The 14,207-nt window shown below is 65.9% G+C and carries 13 protein-coding genes; 7 read left to right on the forward strand and 6 right to left on the reverse strand.

Annotation, left to right across the window (positions count from 1 at the left end; translation table 11 throughout):
* Nucleotides 1–2 precede the first annotated feature (2 nt).
* The 3 genes from nrdE to nrdH are packed head-to-tail and all read right to left on the reverse strand — an operon-like array spanning nucleotide 3 to nucleotide 2,765.
* The gene (gene nrdE / locus PSK12I2_RS0109635) at nucleotides 3–2,144 is read right to left on the reverse strand and encodes a class 1b ribonucleoside-diphosphate reductase subunit alpha (RefSeq protein WP_084222082.1); all 2,142 of its coding nucleotides are present in this window, start codon (nucleotides 2,142–2,144) and stop codon (nucleotides 3–5) included.
* Nucleotides 2,126–2,530, reverse strand: coding sequence for a class Ib ribonucleoside-diphosphate reductase assembly flavoprotein NrdI (gene nrdI / locus PSK12I2_RS0109640; RefSeq protein ID WP_027598230.1), 405 nt, complete (start codon nucleotides 2,528–2,530; stop codon nucleotides 2,126–2,128). The genes nrdE and nrdI overlap by 19 nt, the downstream gene beginning before the upstream one ends.
* Nucleotides 2,531–2,540: 10 nt before the next feature.
* A complete protein-coding gene (nrdH, locus tag PSK12I2_RS0109645; RefSeq protein WP_027598231.1) occupies nucleotides 2,541–2,765 on the reverse strand; it encodes a glutaredoxin-like protein NrdH in 225 nt (74 codons plus the stop codon).
* A 464-nt stretch (nucleotides 2,766–3,229) separates the two neighbouring features.
* On the opposite strand from nrdH, the gene epd reads away from it, so the two are divergent.
* The 5 genes from epd to fba all read left to right on the forward strand — a co-directional run bounded on the left by epd (nucleotide 3,230) and on the right by fba (nucleotide 7,170).
* Nucleotides 3,230–4,273 (forward strand): erythrose-4-phosphate dehydrogenase, encoded by a 1,044-nt coding sequence (epd, locus tag PSK12I2_RS0109650; protein WP_027598232.1) that lies wholly within the window; start codon nucleotides 3,230–3,232, stop codon nucleotides 4,271–4,273.
* A gap of 27 nt (nucleotides 4,274–4,300) precedes the next feature.
* A complete protein-coding gene (locus PSK12I2_RS0109655) occupies nucleotides 4,301–5,464 on the forward strand; it encodes a phosphoglycerate kinase (protein WP_027598233.1) in 1,164 nt (387 codons plus the stop codon).
* A gap of 5 nt (nucleotides 5,465–5,469) precedes the next feature.
* Nucleotides 5,470–5,661, forward strand: a complete 192-nt coding sequence (locus tag PSK12I2_RS0109660; protein ID WP_007161288.1) for a hypothetical protein — start codon at nucleotides 5,470–5,472, stop codon at nucleotides 5,659–5,661.
* Nucleotides 5,658–5,987 (forward strand): MliC family protein, encoded by a 330-nt coding sequence (locus tag PSK12I2_RS0109665; RefSeq protein WP_027598234.1) that lies wholly within the window; start codon nucleotides 5,658–5,660, stop codon nucleotides 5,985–5,987. Before PSK12I2_RS0109660 ends, PSK12I2_RS0109665 begins: the two co-directional genes overlap by 4 nt.
* Before the next feature lie 118 nt (nucleotides 5,988–6,105).
* On the forward strand, nucleotides 6,106–7,170 hold the full coding sequence (gene fba / locus PSK12I2_RS0109670) for a class II fructose-bisphosphate aldolase (protein ID WP_007161286.1): 1,065 nt from the start codon (nucleotides 6,106–6,108) through the stop codon (nucleotides 7,168–7,170).
* A gap of 58 nt (nucleotides 7,171–7,228) precedes the next feature.
* Here the strand turns inward: fba and PSK12I2_RS0109675 are convergent, their stop codons facing one another.
* The 3 genes from PSK12I2_RS0109675 to PSK12I2_RS0109685 form a co-directional block, all read right to left on the reverse strand.
* Entirely contained in the window at nucleotides 7,229–9,439 is a 2,211-nt protein-coding gene (locus tag PSK12I2_RS0109675; RefSeq protein WP_027598235.1) for a hypothetical protein, read from the reverse strand.
* Nucleotides 9,440–9,590: 151 nt separating this feature from the next.
* The gene (locus tag PSK12I2_RS0109680) at nucleotides 9,591–10,544 is read right to left on the reverse strand and encodes a nucleoside hydrolase (RefSeq protein ID WP_027598236.1); all 954 of its coding nucleotides are present in this window, start codon (nucleotides 10,542–10,544) and stop codon (nucleotides 9,591–9,593) included.
* 56 nt (nucleotides 10,545–10,600) lie between these two features.
* Nucleotides 10,601–10,855: a YebG family protein gene (locus PSK12I2_RS0109685; RefSeq protein ID WP_007161283.1), complete on the reverse strand. Its 255-nt coding sequence runs from the start codon at nucleotides 10,853–10,855 to the stop codon at nucleotides 10,601–10,603.
* Nucleotides 10,856–11,171: 316 nt separating this feature from the next.
* On the opposite strand from PSK12I2_RS0109685, the gene PSK12I2_RS0109690 reads away from it, so the two are divergent.
* Together PSK12I2_RS0109690 and PSK12I2_RS0109695 are read left to right on the forward strand one after the other, a co-directional pair.
* The gene (locus PSK12I2_RS0109690; protein ID WP_027598237.1) at nucleotides 11,172–12,665 is read left to right on the forward strand and encodes a lipid II flippase MurJ; all 1,494 of its coding nucleotides are present in this window, start codon (nucleotides 11,172–11,174) and stop codon (nucleotides 12,663–12,665) included.
* Between the two features lie 286 nt (nucleotides 12,666–12,951).
* Nucleotides 12,952–14,166 carry an NAD(P)-dependent oxidoreductase gene (locus PSK12I2_RS0109695; protein WP_169854534.1) on the forward strand — a complete coding sequence of 405 codons (1,215 nt, stop codon included), beginning with the start codon at nucleotides 12,952–12,954 and terminating at the stop codon, nucleotides 14,164–14,166.
* The last annotated feature ends 41 nt before the right edge of the window (nucleotides 14,167–14,207 follow it).

A 14,207-nucleotide genomic window follows, 5' to 3' on the forward strand; every position in this document is an offset into this window, starting at 1 on the left:
CCTCACAGGCTGCAGGACACGCAGCCCTGCACCTCGGTGCCTTCCAGGGCGGCCTGGCGCAGGCGGATGTAATAGAGCGTCTTGATGCCCTTCTTCCAGGCGTAGATCTGCGCCCGATTGATGTCGCGGGTGGTGGCGGTGTCGCGGAAGAACAGCGTCAGCGACAGTCCCTGGTCGACATGGCGGGTGGCCTCGGCATAGGTGTCGATGATCTTTTCCGGGCCGATCTCGTAGGCGTCCTGGTAGTACTCCTGGTTGTCGTCGGCCAGGTAGGGCGCCGGGTAGTAGACGCGGCCCAGCTTGCCTTCCTTGCGGATCTCCACCTTGGCAACGATGGGGTGGATGCTCGAGGTGGAGTGGTTGATGTAGGAGATCGAGCCGGTCGGCGGGATGGCCTGGAGGTTGCGGTTGAACAGCCCGTGCGCCATCACCGAGGCCTTGAGTTCCTGCCAGTCCGCGCGGGTCGGCAGGCGGATGCCGGCCACCTCGAACAACTCGGCCACCCGCGGGGTGCGCGGGGTGAAGTCGCCCTCGGTGTACTGATCGAAATACTCGCCGCTGGCGTACTTGGAATCGGCGAAGCCCTGGAAGCTCTGGCCGCGTTCAATGGCCAGGCGATTGGAGGCGCGCACCGCATGGTAGGTGACGGTGTAGAAGTACAGATTGGTGAAATCCAGACCCTCGGCCGAGCCGTAGTGGATGTGCTCGCGGGCCAGGTAACCGTGCAGGTTCATCTGCCCCAGGCCGATGGCGTGGGAGGCGGCGTTGCCGGCGGCCACCGAGGGTACGCAGCGAATGTCGCTCATTTCCGAGACCGCGGTGAGGCCGCGGATGGCGGTTTCCACGGTTCGGCCCAGATCCGGCGAATCCATGGTGCGGGCGATGTTCAGCGAGCCCAGGTTGCAGGAGATGTCCTGGCCGACATGCTCGTAGCCCAGGTCTTCGTCGAAGCGGCTGGGGGTGTTGACCTGGAGGATCTCCGAGCAGAGGTTGCTCATGTTGATGCGCCCGGCGATGGGATTGGCGCGATTCACCGTGTCTTCGAACATCAGGTACGGATAGCCGGATTCGAACTGGATCTCCGCCAGGGTCTGGAAGAATTCCCGGGCATTGATCTTGCGTTTGCGGATGCGCGCATCGGCCACCATCTCCGCGTACTTGTCACTCACGCTGATGTCGGCGAAGGGCACGCCATAGACCCGTTCCACGTCGTAGGGCGAGAACAGGTACATGTCGGCGTTGCGCTTGGCCAGCTCGAAGGTGATGTCCGGGATGACCACGCCAAGGGACAGGGTCTTGATGCGGATCTTCTCGTCGGCGTTCTCGCGCTTGGTATCGAGGAATCTCAGGATGTCCGGGTGGTGGGCATTGAGATAGACGGCCCCGGCGCCCTGGCGCGAACCCAGCTGGTTGGCGTAGGAGAAGGCGTCTTCCAGCAGTTTCATGATCGGGATGATGCCGGAAGACTGGTTCTCGATGCGCTTGATCGGCGCCCCCACCTCGCGCACGTTGCTCAGCAGAAAGGCCACGCCGCCGCCACGCTTGGACAGCTGCAGCGCCGAATTCACCGCGCGGCCGATGGACTCCATGTTGTCTTCGATGCGCAACAGGAAGCAGGACACCAACTCGCCGCGCTGGCGCTTGCCGGCGTTGAGAAAGGTCGGCGTGGCCGGCTGGAAGCGCCCGCTGATCATCTCGTCCACCAAGGACTCGGCCAGGCCCTCGTCACCACGGGCCAGACTCAGGGCGACCATGCACACCCGATCCTCGTAGCGCTCCAGGTAGCGCTGGCCATCGAAGGTCTTGAGGGTATAGCTGGTGTAGTACTTGAAGGCGCCCAGGAAGCTCTGGAAGCGGAATTTGTAGGCATAGGCGCGCTCGAACAGCGCCTTGACGAAGGCCGGGGCGTATTGCTCCAGCACCGCCGCCTCGTAGTAGCCCTTGTCCACCAGGTAGTCGAGTTTTTCGTCCAGGTTATGGAAGAACACGGTGTTCTGGTTGACGTGCTGCAGGAAGTACTGGCGCGCCGCCTGGCGGTCCTTGTCCAGCTGCAACTCGCCGTTGGGGCCGTAGAGATTGAGCATGGCGTTGAGCGCGTGGTAGTCCGCCTCGCTGCCGGTCGGGGTCAGGCCTGACGTTGCCAAAAGTCGTTCACTCCCGTTCTCACCCGGTCGACATCTTCCGTCGTGCCGAGCAGTTCAAATTGATAGAGCAGGGGTACCGCGCATTTCTGGGCGACGATGCGTCCGCCCAGGCAGTAGCCCTCGCCGAAGTTGGTGTTGCCGGCGGCGATGACGCCGCGGATCAGAGCGCGATTGTGCGGATCATTGAGAAAGTGGATCACCGGCTTGGGCACCGCGCCCTTGCTGCCGCCGCCGCCATAGGTCGGCAAGACCAGGATGTAGGGCTCGCGGGCCTTGAGCGGTTCGGCGGCGGGATCCTGGGGGATGCGCCGCGCTGGCAGTCCGAGTTTCTCGACGAATCTGTGGGTGTTCTCCGAGGTGCTGGAGAAATACAGCAGCTCGCCCATGGTCCTGGCCTCAGGCCACCAGCTGGCCGAGCTTGTCCGGGCGGAAGCCGGCCCAGTGGTCGTCACCGACCACCACCACCGGCACCTGGCGATAACCCAGGGATTCCACGGTCTGGCGCGCCTTGGCGTCCTGCTCGATGTCCACCACCTGGTAGGCGATGCCCTGGCGATCCAGGGCGCGATAGGTGGCGTTGCACTGCACGCAGGCGGGCTTGCTGTAGATGGTGATGGTCATGGCTGACTCCTGTCCGTAGTGGGGCGAACTCAAAGGAAAAAGCCTGTCGCCAGCCGGGATCTGCCGGGGCGGCACGGGTCTTTTCCTTTGAGTTCGACTTGGGCCTCAAGTTCGGTCCAGATACTACATATGGTGTTTTTGAATTTCTACACCACAACAAGTGGGGATTTTGATCTGGGTCATGGCTCTGCTCTATCACGCCTGGATGACGATTTCAGTCAGGCCATGGCCGCTGAACCAGGTAGTCCCTCCGCCCCTGGGGCTACCTGCGGACCTCTCCCTGCAGACCGCCAGACGCCGTGGCTGCGGCAGGGGCGTCTGGCCAGAGGGTGGATTTCTTTCCTGTCTGCCAAGGAGAGCGCCTTTTTGTAGTGCGAAAGTCGACCGGACTACGCTCGCGACTCCCATTCGTCGTCGAACCGCCGCATAATCGGCCTTTCGCTTGCGCCCGAGTCCGTTCACGCATGAGTTCCGCTCGCTATCGCCTCGCTCTCAACGGCTACGGTCGCATCGGTCGTTGCGTGTTGCGTGCCCTGCACGAGCGCGGTGCGGCGAGCGAGCTCGCCATCGTCGCCCTCAACGACCTGGCCGACCGGCCCAGTCTCGAATACCTGACCCGCTTCGACTCCACCCATGGCCGCTTTCCCGGGCGGGTGGCGCTGGACGGCGAACGCCTGCGCATCGGCGACCAGGCCCTGGAGATCCGTCGCGAGGCGGAGCCCGACCGGGTGGACTGGCGCGCGCTGGACGTCGATCTGGTGCTGGAATGCTCCGGCGCCTTCAGCACCCGTGCCGAGGCCGGGCGCTTTCTCGCCGCCGGCGCACCGCGGGTGCTGTTCTCCCAGCCCATGGTCAGCGAGACCGACGTCGACGCCACCGTGGTCTATGGCGTCAACCAGCAGGCCCTGCGCGGTGACGAGACGCTGGTCTCGAATGCGTCCTGCACCACCAACTGCAGCGTCCCGGTGCTGAAACTTTTGCACGAGACCCTGGGTCTGGAGTACGTCTCCATCACCACGATCCACTCGGCCATGAACGACCAGCCCGTGATCGACGCCTACCATGCCGAAGATCTGCGGCGGACGCGGTCGGCGTTCCAGTCGATCATCCCGGTGGCGACCGGCCTGGCGCGCGGCATCGAACGCCTGCTGCCCGAGCTCGGCGGGCGCATCCAGGCCCGCGCCGTGCGCGTACCCACGGTCAACGTCTCCTGCCTGGACATCACCTGCATCGTCGGCCGCGACACCACGGCGCCGGCGCTCAACACCCTGTTGCGTGACGCCGCCCAGAGCGGTCCCCTGGCCGGGCTGATCGACTACACCGAGTTGCCCCACGCCTCCTGCGATTTCAACCACGATCCCCATTCCGCCATCGTCGATGGCAGCCAGACCCGCGTTTCCGGCCCCCGGCTGGTCAATCTGCTGGTGTGGTTCGACAACGAATGGGGCTTCGCCAACCGCATGCTCGACGTCGCCGGCCATTGGCTGCGCATCGCCAAGCCCACCTGAAACAAGCACAACTAAGGGATTGCCTGTATGTCCGTGTTGAAAATGAGCGACCTCGATCTGAAGGGTAAGCGCGTCCTGATTCGCGAAGACCTCAACGTTCCGGTGAAGGAAGGCCAGATCAAGAGCGATGCCCGCCTGGTCGCCGCCCTGCCGACCCTCAAGCTGGCCCTGGAAAAGGGTGCTGCGGTGATCGTCTGCTCGCACCTGGGGCGTCCCACCGAGGGCGAGTTCAGCGAGGAAAACAGCCTGGCCCCGGTCGCGGCCTACCTGAGCAAGGCCCTGGGCCGCGAGGTGCCCCTGGTGAAGGACTACCTGGACGGCGTCCAGGTCGAGCCGGGTCAGCTGGTGCTGCTGGAGAACGTGCGCTTCAACGCGGGCGAGAAAAAGAACGCCGATGAGCTGGCGAAGAAATACGCCGCCCTGTGCGACATCTTCGTCATGGACGCCTTCGGCACCGCCCACCGCGCCGAGGGTTCGACCCATGGCGTGGCCAAGTTCGCCAAGGTCGCCGCGGCCGGTCCGCTGCTGGCCGCCGAACTGGATGCCCTGGGCAAGGCGCTGGGCAATCCCGCCCGCCCGATGGCCGCCATCGTCGCCGGCTCCAAGGTCTCCACCAAGCTGGACGTGCTCAACTCCCTGGCGCAGATCTGCGATCAGCTGATCGTCGGCGGCGGCATCGCCAACACCTTCCTCGCCGCGGCCGGCTACAAGGTCGGCAAGTCGCTGTACGAAGCCGATCTGGTGGACACCGCCAAGGCCATCGCCGCCAAGGTCAGCGTGCCGCTGCCGGTGGACGTGGTGGTCGCCAAGGAATTCGCCGAGACCGCCCAGGCCACTACCAAGTCGATCAACGACGTGGCCGACGACGACATGATCCTGGACATCGGCCCGGTCAGCGCCCAGCAATTCGCCGACCTGCTCAAGTCGGCCAAGACCATCCTCTGGAACGGTCCGGTGGGCGTCTTCGAATTCGACCAGTTCGGCGAAGGCACCCGCACCCTGGCCCAGGCCATCGCCGACAGCGACGCCTTCTCCATCGCCGGTGGTGGCGACACCCTGGCCGCCATCGACAAGTACGGCATCGGCGAGAAGGTCTCCTATATCTCCACCGGTGGCGGCGCCTTCCTCGAATTCGTCGAGGGCAAGGTTCTGCCGGCCGTCGAAGTCCTCCAGCAACGCGCCCAGGAGTAATCGCCATGCGTACGCCGCTGCTCGTCTGTTCCGCTGTCCTGATGCTGGCCGGTTGTGCCGGTGGCAATGCCGACAAGGCCTGCGCGGTGTTCGCGCCGCCACCGGCGGCAGCCGCCACGCCCACGGCGCAGAATGGCGAGCGGGTCGATACGCTCAATGGCAACGCCAGCCGTCCTGCCAGCGGTTGCGCCCAGTGAAGGGGCGCACGCTCGCCCTCGGTCTGCTGGGTCTCGCCGTGCTGACCGGCTGTGCCGGTCGCGGCGCGCAGCAGACGGGCGGCTGGACCCACTGGGTCTGTGATTCCAAGGCGGCCTTCGACTGGCGCTATGTGGATCGCAGCCAGTCCATCGTCGACCTCAAGCTGGAAGGCGATGGCCTGATCCGCCATCTCAACCGCGAACCGGCCACCGATGGCCAGTCCTATACCGACGGGCTGGTGGCTTTGCATATCCGCGGCGACCAGGGACTCGTCTACTGGATCGCCAACAACGACCTCATCGGCCGCGGCTGCCGGACGCCTTGAAGCGGCGAATGTCAGCTGAACCGATTAATCCAGGGCGGCCAGGGGTCGGCCGCTTGAACCCTGCCAGCCGCTCATGCAGGCTGGCGCCACCACCGCCTTTGTAGGGAGATAATCACCAATGGCACTCGTCAGCATGCGTCAGCTGCTGGATCACGCCGCCGAATTCGGCTACGGCGTCCCGGCCTTCAACGTCAACAACCTCGAGCAGATGCGCGCCATCATGGAAGCCGCCGACAAGACCGATTCGCCGGTCATCGTCCAGGCCTCCGCCGGTGCCCGCAAGTACGCCGGCGCTCCCTTCCTGCGTCACCTGATCCTGGCCGCGGTGGAAGAATTCCCGCACATTCCGGTGGTCATGCACCAGGACCACGGCACCAGCCCCGACGTCTGCCAGCGCTCCATCCAGCTGGGCTTCTCCTCGGTGATGATGGACGGCTCGCTGATGGCCGACGGCAAGACGCCGTCCGACTACGACTACAACGTGCGCGTCACCCAGCAGACCGTGGCCTTCGCCCATGCCTGCGGCGTGTCCGTGGAAGGCGAGCTGGGCTGCCTGGGCAGCCTGGAAACCGGCATGGCCGGTGAAGAAGACGGCGTGGGCGCCGAAGGCACCCTGGATCACAGCCAGCTGCTGACCGATCCGGAAGAAGCCGCCCAGTTCGTCAAGGCCACCAAGGTCGACGCCCTGGCCATCGCCATTGGCACCAGCCACGGCGCCTACAAGTTCACCAAGCCGCCGACCGGGGACACCCTGTCGATCCAGCGCATCAAGGAAATCCATGCGCGCATCCCGGACACTCATCTGGTCATGCACGGCTCCAGCTCGGTGCCCCAGGAGTGGCTGAAGATCATCAACGAGTACGGTGGCGACATCAAGGAAACCTACGGCGTGCCGGTCGAGGAGATCGTCGAAGGCATCAAGTACGGGGTCCGCAAGGTCAACATCGACACCGACCTGCGTCTGGCCTCCACCGGTGCCATCCGCGAGTTCATGGCCAAGAACCGTAGCGAGTTCGACCCGCGCAAGTACCTGGCCAAGACCGTCACCGCCATGCGCGACGTCTGCATCGCCCGTTACGAAGCCTTCGGCACCGCTGGCCAGGCCTCCAAGATCAAGCCGATCTCCCTGGACGCCATGTTCGAACGCTATGCCCGCGGCGAGCTGGATCCCAAGGTCAACTGATCCCGCGCTGCAGGAAAAGGCCCCGTATGGGGCCTTTTTTTATGGCCCGCAGCCAGGCTCAGGCGCTTTGTTGCCGCGACGCCTGATCGGCTTCGGCGGCCAGGCAGGCGCGGGCGAGGAGCAGCCAGAGACGCTGGTGTAGGGCGTTGAGCGCAGGCAGCAGCTCGGCGCTGTGGCGATAGACCGCGGAGAGGGAATCCTCGGCGAGATCGAGCCGGGGGCAGTGACGCTGCAGGTAGTCGCCCAGGCTGACCGTGGCGATGGCGGGAGGCAGGGGCAGATCGCAGGCCAGCCAGTCCGCGACCCGGCGTCGATAATCCTGCTTGGCGAATTCGCACAGGGCATTGATCTGACTGGGGCCCTGCGGTCGCCGCTGCAGGGTGCGGTATTCCTTCACCAGCAGGCGCGCCTCGCGCAGGCGCTCCACGTCCGGATAGCGCTCGGCCAGGGTGAGCAGCAGCCGATAGAGCTCGGCAGCCTGCTCCTGGCCGGGCAGACGCTGGGCCAGGGCCCGTTCGATGCGCTGCCGATAGAGCGGCGCCACGGCCAGCAACTGCTGGCGCGCGGCGGTCTGCCAGGTATCGATGGCCCGATACTCCTGCAAGTGCTCCTGGTTGAACGCCCCTTCGCCGTGAACGACGTGGGCCAGTCCATGACTGTGCAGCTCTTCGTAGAAGGCCAGCAGGCAGCGCCGCTGGCTTTGCTTTTCCGCCTCCTGCCAGGCGTCCGCAGTGCCGGCGGCCAGCAGCAGGATGCGTTCGCGGACAGTGTCCGCCTCGAGGGCGCGGGTGGTCCGCTCCAGCGGCAGGTGCAGGGGTAGCCAGGGGCAATCGGGCCAGGCATGGCCACTCCAGCGCTGCAGGTCCGTGTCACTGTCCTGGACCGGTTCCGGAACCAGCGTGGCCACCGTGGCCGCTGGCTCCGCCTCGGGCTGGCGGCCGGCCAGGCGATGGACCAGCAGGGTCAGGGCGCGGCCATGCGCATCGGGCTGCTCCAGCAGGGCACTGGCAGGGCGCCGGTCGTCCAGCAGTCCGGGGAGCGGATGCCGCTCGGCCCAGGCGATCCGCTGCCGATCCGCCGGATGACGACCCCAGTAGCGGCTGCTGGCGGAGGTCGGCGTGGGGGAGAGCGTCTGGCGAGCCAGCAGGGCCGCGTGCAACTCCAGCAGATTGCCGACCAGGCCCTGGGCCGCGGGTGCCGTCAGGCTGCGCCGTCTGGCTTCACGCCAGGCCTGCTGGGCCAGGCGCGTCTGGCGCGCCGTTGTGCGAAAGGCCGCGCTGCCGCCCAGCAGGACCTGGTAATGATCGGCGCGGGCTTCCCGGCGCTGGCTGGCGGTGCGGGTGAGGCGCTGGCCGCTGGCAAAGAGCAGGCGGGCCCAGCCACGGGCGACGCGGGCGAGGAGCCCTCGGGACGCCGCCTGGCCGAGGCGTTCCAGTTGCGCGAGGCAGGCATTGAGCAGGGCGCCCCCCAAACGATCCAGAGCGCTCACCTGGTGCCCCAGCACATGGGCGAGGCTGGCCAGGTACTGATCGCGGGTGAGTGCCGTCATCAGCGGCAGACCCAGGCGCAGCGTCCGGGTCCTGACCGCGAAGCGGATGTCGACCTCCGCCGTCAGCAGCAGGCGCCGAGGCGGGCAGACCCCCATGGCCTGGCAGAGCGCTGCGATCAGCGAATGCAGCGCCGGCTCCTGGGCTGGCGTCAGCGGCCGTTCGGCGGCGGCTTCTGTTCCTCGGCCCGGGCGCGGCGCCAGAAAGCCCAGGGCCAGCCAGGCGCCCAGGCCGGCCAGCGGCAGGGCCAGGCCACAGGCGACGACGATATCCTGGTGCAGCAGAGTAATGAAGGCCGCCAGGGCACAGATCGCCAGCAGCAATCCCGCCAGGCCCGGCAGCAGATAGAGCAGGCTGAGCGTCAGGCCGAGGAGCACGGCCGCCAGCAGTTGCAGGCGCTCACCCAGGGAGAAGGCCGGGCGCGGCAGGCCCGCTGCCTGCAACGCGGCCAGACGCGCCTGCAGATCGAGGTCCTGGGCGACGGGGGTGGAGTCCTGGCGTTCGACCAGATGGACATCCAGTCCCGTATCCCGCAGCCGCTCGGCCCATTCGTGGGCTTGCGCGCTGGCCAGATCCCGCTTGAGGACACCCCTGGCCGGGGGCAGCAGGCGCTCCACCTGCTCCGGTGCCAGCTTGAGCTGATAGAGCAGGCTGATCCTCAGGGTGTCGGGGGAAACATCGTCGCGGCAGCTGCCGCTGAGCAGGAGATCGTAGCGAGCCATGGGCAATCCTTTGCGCAGTCGTCCGCCGGGGCGGTAGGTAGAAATCCAGAGCGGCTTTCTACCTCACTGCTGCAATCGCGTTGCGTGCATGGCTCTCAGTTGCGCGGCCCCGGGCCGCTCTGGCACGCCCTTCTGGCGGATTCGTGACCGATTACCGCTCCGCTGCGGTCAGGACCTCTTCCATCCAGGCCACCATGGCGGCGCCATCCATGCCCAGGCAGACCGTGACCAGCGGATTGCCGGACCAGCGCCCGTCCAGGTAGGCGCGCCCCTCGGGGGCGAAAAAGGTCTGGCCTTCCGCCAGGCCTTCGGTGCCGACGCTGAGGTGACCGCGAGCGGTGTGGAACAGCTCGGGGCGGCGCAGATAGGCGAGGGCGCAGCTGTCGTGGGGATGGCAGCCGTCGATGTCCTTCACGCTGCGGTAGAAGTCCGCATAGAAGTCATAGCTGCGGGCGAGCACCTCGCCGAGGGCGCCCTGGCGCGCCGCGATGCGCTGCAGGCGGGGCGGATCGAGCACGGCGCGGTGGGTGGCATCGAGGCCGACCAGGGTCAGCGGCCAGGGAGCGGCGAAGACCCGTGCCGCGGCATGGGGATCGGAAAAGATGTTGGCTTCGGCCACCGGCGTGACGTTGCCCGGCTCGACGATGGCGCCGCCCATCACCACCACCTCGCGGACGCGCTCGGCGACCGTGGGATCCAGCGCCAGGGCGAGGGCCAGGTTGCCCAGCGGCCCGACCGCCACCAGGGTGATCTCGCCCGGTCGCAGGCGGGTCTGCTCGACGATGAAGCGCGCCGCATCCAGGGCATGGGGTGTCTGGCTTGGTGTGGGCAGCTGCTGGTTGCCCAGGCCATCCTGGCCATGCACGTGCAGGGCGTGGTTGCCGGCCGGCTTGACCAGAGGCTCGGCCACCCCAGCCGCGACGGGTGTGTCCCGGCCGGCCAGTTCGGTGAGCAACAGGGCGTTGCGGGTCGCCGTGGTGACCGGCACATTGCCGAAGGTGGTGGTCAGCCCGATCACCTCGAAGGCGGGATCGGCAAACAGCAGGGCGATGGCCTGGGCGTCGTCCACGCCAGGATCGGTATCGAAGATGATGGGAAGGGACAAGAGGCTTTCTCCGGCTCAGATCTCTTCCCAGGCTACCCGAGGGGCAGCGCCCCTTGCTAGCTGGGCAGGTCCAACTCGCCCAGGGCGTCCGGCTGGTTGCGAAACGCCCGGGCGAAGACCTCGCGATTGCGGGCCATGAACAGCCCCAGGTCTTCGCACTGCTTCTCGGCAAGACCGGGTACGGCCTTGTCCAATACGCTGGCGAGCGACTCGGCCAGCTCCAACATCTTGTCGTGACGATCGGCTTCGGCTTTATCCATGAACAGGCGCTCCGGATCTCGGCTGCTGCGATACAACACTTCGACGGCCATGCGTCACCTCGTATTCTGTATCTGGTTATATATACAGTAGTTGGCTTGCCGCGGGATTGCAAGGACTACCGCTCGGCGGTCAGCCTTAGGTCACTCATGGCAATTTGCCAATCGTTCGACATTTCCGCGTGTCTCCAGATTTGCCTCGGGAAACTTAAGCGCGGAAGCTGGTCTCTGAGTCTGGACCAAACGGGCATCACTGCCCGCCTTTATCCGGATCACCTCCGGCTCACGGAACGAGACCGCCAATGCCTGCCATCTTTATCCGTCCGCTTATTGCCGCGCTTGGCCCGTCTGGGTCGATCGAGGTGCGGGCGTGAGTTCGACCCTCATCATCCTGGCCATCACGGTCGCCAGCTTTCTGCTGGGGTTCCTGCGCGACCTGCTGATCGCCCGCCAATTCGGCGTGAGCTGGGAAGCCGACCTGATCTTTGTCGCGCTCATCCTGCCGGTGTTCTTCGAGAGCTTCTTCGGCCTCGCCCTGCGCGATGCCATGATTCCCTATCTGCAACGCATCCGCGACCGCTGCAACGCCCAGTACGAGCAGGTCGGTCGCTGGCTGTACTGGCGCATCGGCCTGTTCGGCCTGCTGTTGTCGGTGATCGGCGTCCTCGCCAGCCCCTGGCTGATGCATGCCCTGGCGCCGGGCTGGAGCGACGAGCAGGTCGAGACCGGCAAGCTGGTCTTCGCCGTCGGTACCCTGCTGATCTGCGTGCAGGCCGTCCTCTATTGCCAGGGCGCGCTGCTCAACCTCGATCGCATCTTCATTCTGCCGATGACCCGCACCCTGATGCTCAATCTGGGCGCCATCCTGGCCATCGTCATCCTGCAGCCGAGCGGTATCGCGCTGTTCACCGGCATGCTGCTGCCCCAGGTGCTGCTGATCGTCATCCAGCACCGCCGCCTGGGCTATCTCGGCCAACGTTCGGTGGCCTTCGAGAAGCCCGAGGGCAGTCCCTTCGCCCTGACCTTCGCGCCGGTGCTGCTCGCCGCCGGCGCCCAGCAGGGTTGCATGCTGGCGGAGCGTTTCTTCGCCTCGCTGCTGGCGGAGGGTAACATCACCATGCTGTCCTTCTCCTACCGCATCGTGACCATTCCGCTGACGCTCTATGCGCTGTCCATCCTGGCGATGATCTTTCCCGAGCTGACCCGCAGCTGGAACGAGGGCAATGCCGACAAGTACAGCGCGCTGATGCGCAAGGCGCTGCTCGGCACCCTGCTGTTCCTGGTGCCGGCCGCCGTGGTGCTGTTCAGCTACTCCGAGCCGGTGGTCAAGGTGCTGCTGGAGCGCGGGGCCTTTGGCGCCGAGCAGAGCGCGGCGACCGCGACCCTGGTGGTGGCCTATGCCCTGGGTCTGCCCTGGATGGGGCTGGCCCTGCTGTGGGGGCGTGCCCTGCTGTCGCAGCAGCGCGCCCGCACCTTCCTTTACGCCACCCTGGCCAGCTCCTTCATCACCGTGGCCCTGGACGCTGTTGTCTATCGGCCATTCGGTGCCCAGGGACTGGCCTACTCCTTTACCACCGGAGCCTTCCTGCAGGCGGTGTTCATGGCGCTGGCGCTCTATCGCCACTCCCTGGCCGGCCTGCACCTGTCGCTGCTGCTGCGCTGGTTCAGCGCGGGCAGCGCGGTGGCCCTGCTGAGTTTCCTGTTGCCCAAGCCGGTCGGCCTGCTGGAGCTGATCGTCAGCGTCAGCGTGGCCATGCTGGGCTTCCTGGTGCTGTTGCTGGTCCTGGGCGAACGTGACCTGTTCCGCCGCGGCTATTGGGCGCGCGGTGACTCAGGCACGGGGCGCGCTGAACCGACGAGTTGAACGGCCGTCGCTGGACGGCAAGGAAAAAGGTGGCGATCTGCAGCCATTGGTCGCTATCTGTTACGAAGTCATGAATTTTTGATTTGGCTTCGAGTCGCACGGAAAGATTGATCCCAGTCAAAGAATTTCTGATGGAAGCTTTTTTCCATTTGCAAGAGATCGGACATGTAGTTGGGGTCGGCACTTCGCATGGTGGCTTTGCTCGCTACCGACATTCTCTTTGAAAGGAATCGATCCTATGTCCTCCCAATCCCCTGTCACCCGTATCGGCATCGTCGGTACCGGCATGATCTCGCGCTGCCTGGCCCGGCTCATCAGCCGTCACTATGACGACATGACCGTGACCCGCGTCCTGACCCGCCGGCCCATCGCCACGGTCACCGACTATCCGCTGACCGAGGCGCTCACCCAGTCGGTGGCGGATCTCATCGATCATTGCGACCTGCTGGTGGAGTGCAGCGGCGACCCCTACCACGGCACCGAGATCATCGAGCGCGCCTTCGAGGCCGGCATCAAGGTGGTCACCATCAATGCCGAACTGCAGGTGACGACCGGTTCCTACCTGGCCGGCAAGGGTTTCCTGACCGAGGCCGAGGGCGACCAGCCGGGTTCGCTGGCGGCGCTGCACGAAGAAGCCGTGCAGATGGGCTTCAAGCCGCTGGTCTACGGCAACATGAAGGGCTATCTGAACCACAACCCGACGCCGGAAGACATGGCCTACTGGTCCGCGCGCCAGGGCACCAGCGTCGACCAGACCACCTCCTTCACCGACGGCACCAAGGTGCAGATCGAGCAGGTGGTGGTCGGTAACAACTATGGCGCGACCATCACCCGCCAGGGGCTGGAAGGCCTGAATTCGACCAACCTGCAGGACAGCGCCAACATCCTCGCGCAGATGGCCGAGCAACTGGGCCAGCCCATCGTCGACTACGTGATCCCCAGCGGCTACTCCGCCGGTGGCGTCTTCGTGGTCGGTCGCCATGACGAAGACCAGGCCGGTGCCATCGAGTACTTCAAGCTGGGCAAGGGCCCCTACTATGTGCTGGTCCGTCCCTTCCACCTGTGCTCCCTGGAGGTCGGCAAGACCCTGAGACGCGTCATCGCCGGCGGCAAGATCCTGCTCAACAACTCCACCACGCCGACCCTGAGCGTGGCCGCCATCATGAAGAAGCCCATGGCGGCCGGCGACATCATCGAGCGCGGCATCGGTGGCTACAGCGTGCGCGGCGAAGCGGTCAAGATCGCCGAGTGCCCGGACCACCTGCCGATCGGCCTGCTCAAGCACAGCGTGCTCAAGCGCGCCCTGGAACCGGGTCAGATCGTCACCTTCGATGACGTCGAACTGACCCCCAGCCGCGCCCTGGACATCGTCCTGCAACAGCATCGCGAGGCGATCCATCGCCAGCTGCTGGAAACCCAGCTGAGCGAGTCGGCCTGGAACGCCAGCGCCGACCTGGCACCGGTCGCGCTGCCCAAGGCGGTGGGTGCGGTCCTGTCCTGATTTCGCCGAGGCGGAACGCGAAGGGGCCCTGAGGGCCCCTT

The organism is Pseudomonas sp. MOIL14HWK12:I2 (assembly GCF_000510745.1).
Taxonomy (GTDB): Bacteria; Pseudomonadota; Gammaproteobacteria; order Pseudomonadales; family Pseudomonadaceae; genus Chryseomonas; species Chryseomonas oryzihabitans.

What these genes read in the sequence shown, in the direction of transcription:
- nrdI (WP_027598230.1), bottom strand. Translation starts at nt 2,530, where the DNA reads ATGGGCGAGCTGCTGTATTTCTCCAGCACCTCGGAGAACACCCACAGA.
- nrdH (WP_027598231.1), bottom strand. Translation starts at nt 2,765, where the DNA reads ATGACCATCACCATCTACAGCAAGCCCGCCTGCGTGCAGTGCAACGCC.
- epd (WP_027598232.1), top strand. Translation starts at nt 3,230, where the DNA reads ATGAGTTCCGCTCGCTATCGCCTCGCTCTCAACGGCTACGGTCGCATC.
- PSK12I2_RS0109655 (WP_027598233.1), top strand. Translation starts at nt 4,301, where the DNA reads ATGTCCGTGTTGAAAATGAGCGACCTCGATCTGAAGGGTAAGCGCGTC.
- PSK12I2_RS0109660 (WP_007161288.1), top strand. Translation starts at nt 5,470, where the DNA reads ATGCGTACGCCGCTGCTCGTCTGTTCCGCTGTCCTGATGCTGGCCGGT.
- fba (WP_007161286.1), top strand. Translation starts at nt 6,106, where the DNA reads ATGGCACTCGTCAGCATGCGTCAGCTGCTGGATCACGCCGCCGAATTC.
- PSK12I2_RS0109675 (WP_027598235.1), bottom strand. Translation starts at nt 9,439, where the DNA reads ATGGCTCGCTACGATCTCCTGCTCAGCGGCAGCTGCCGCGACGATGTT.
- PSK12I2_RS0109685 (WP_007161283.1), bottom strand. Translation starts at nt 10,855, where the DNA reads ATGGCCGTCGAAGTGTTGTATCGCAGCAGCCGAGATCCGGAGCGCCTG.
- PSK12I2_RS0109695 (WP_169854534.1), top strand. Translation starts at nt 12,952, where the DNA reads ATGATCTCGCGCTGCCTGGCCCGGCTCATCAGCCGTCACTATGACGAC.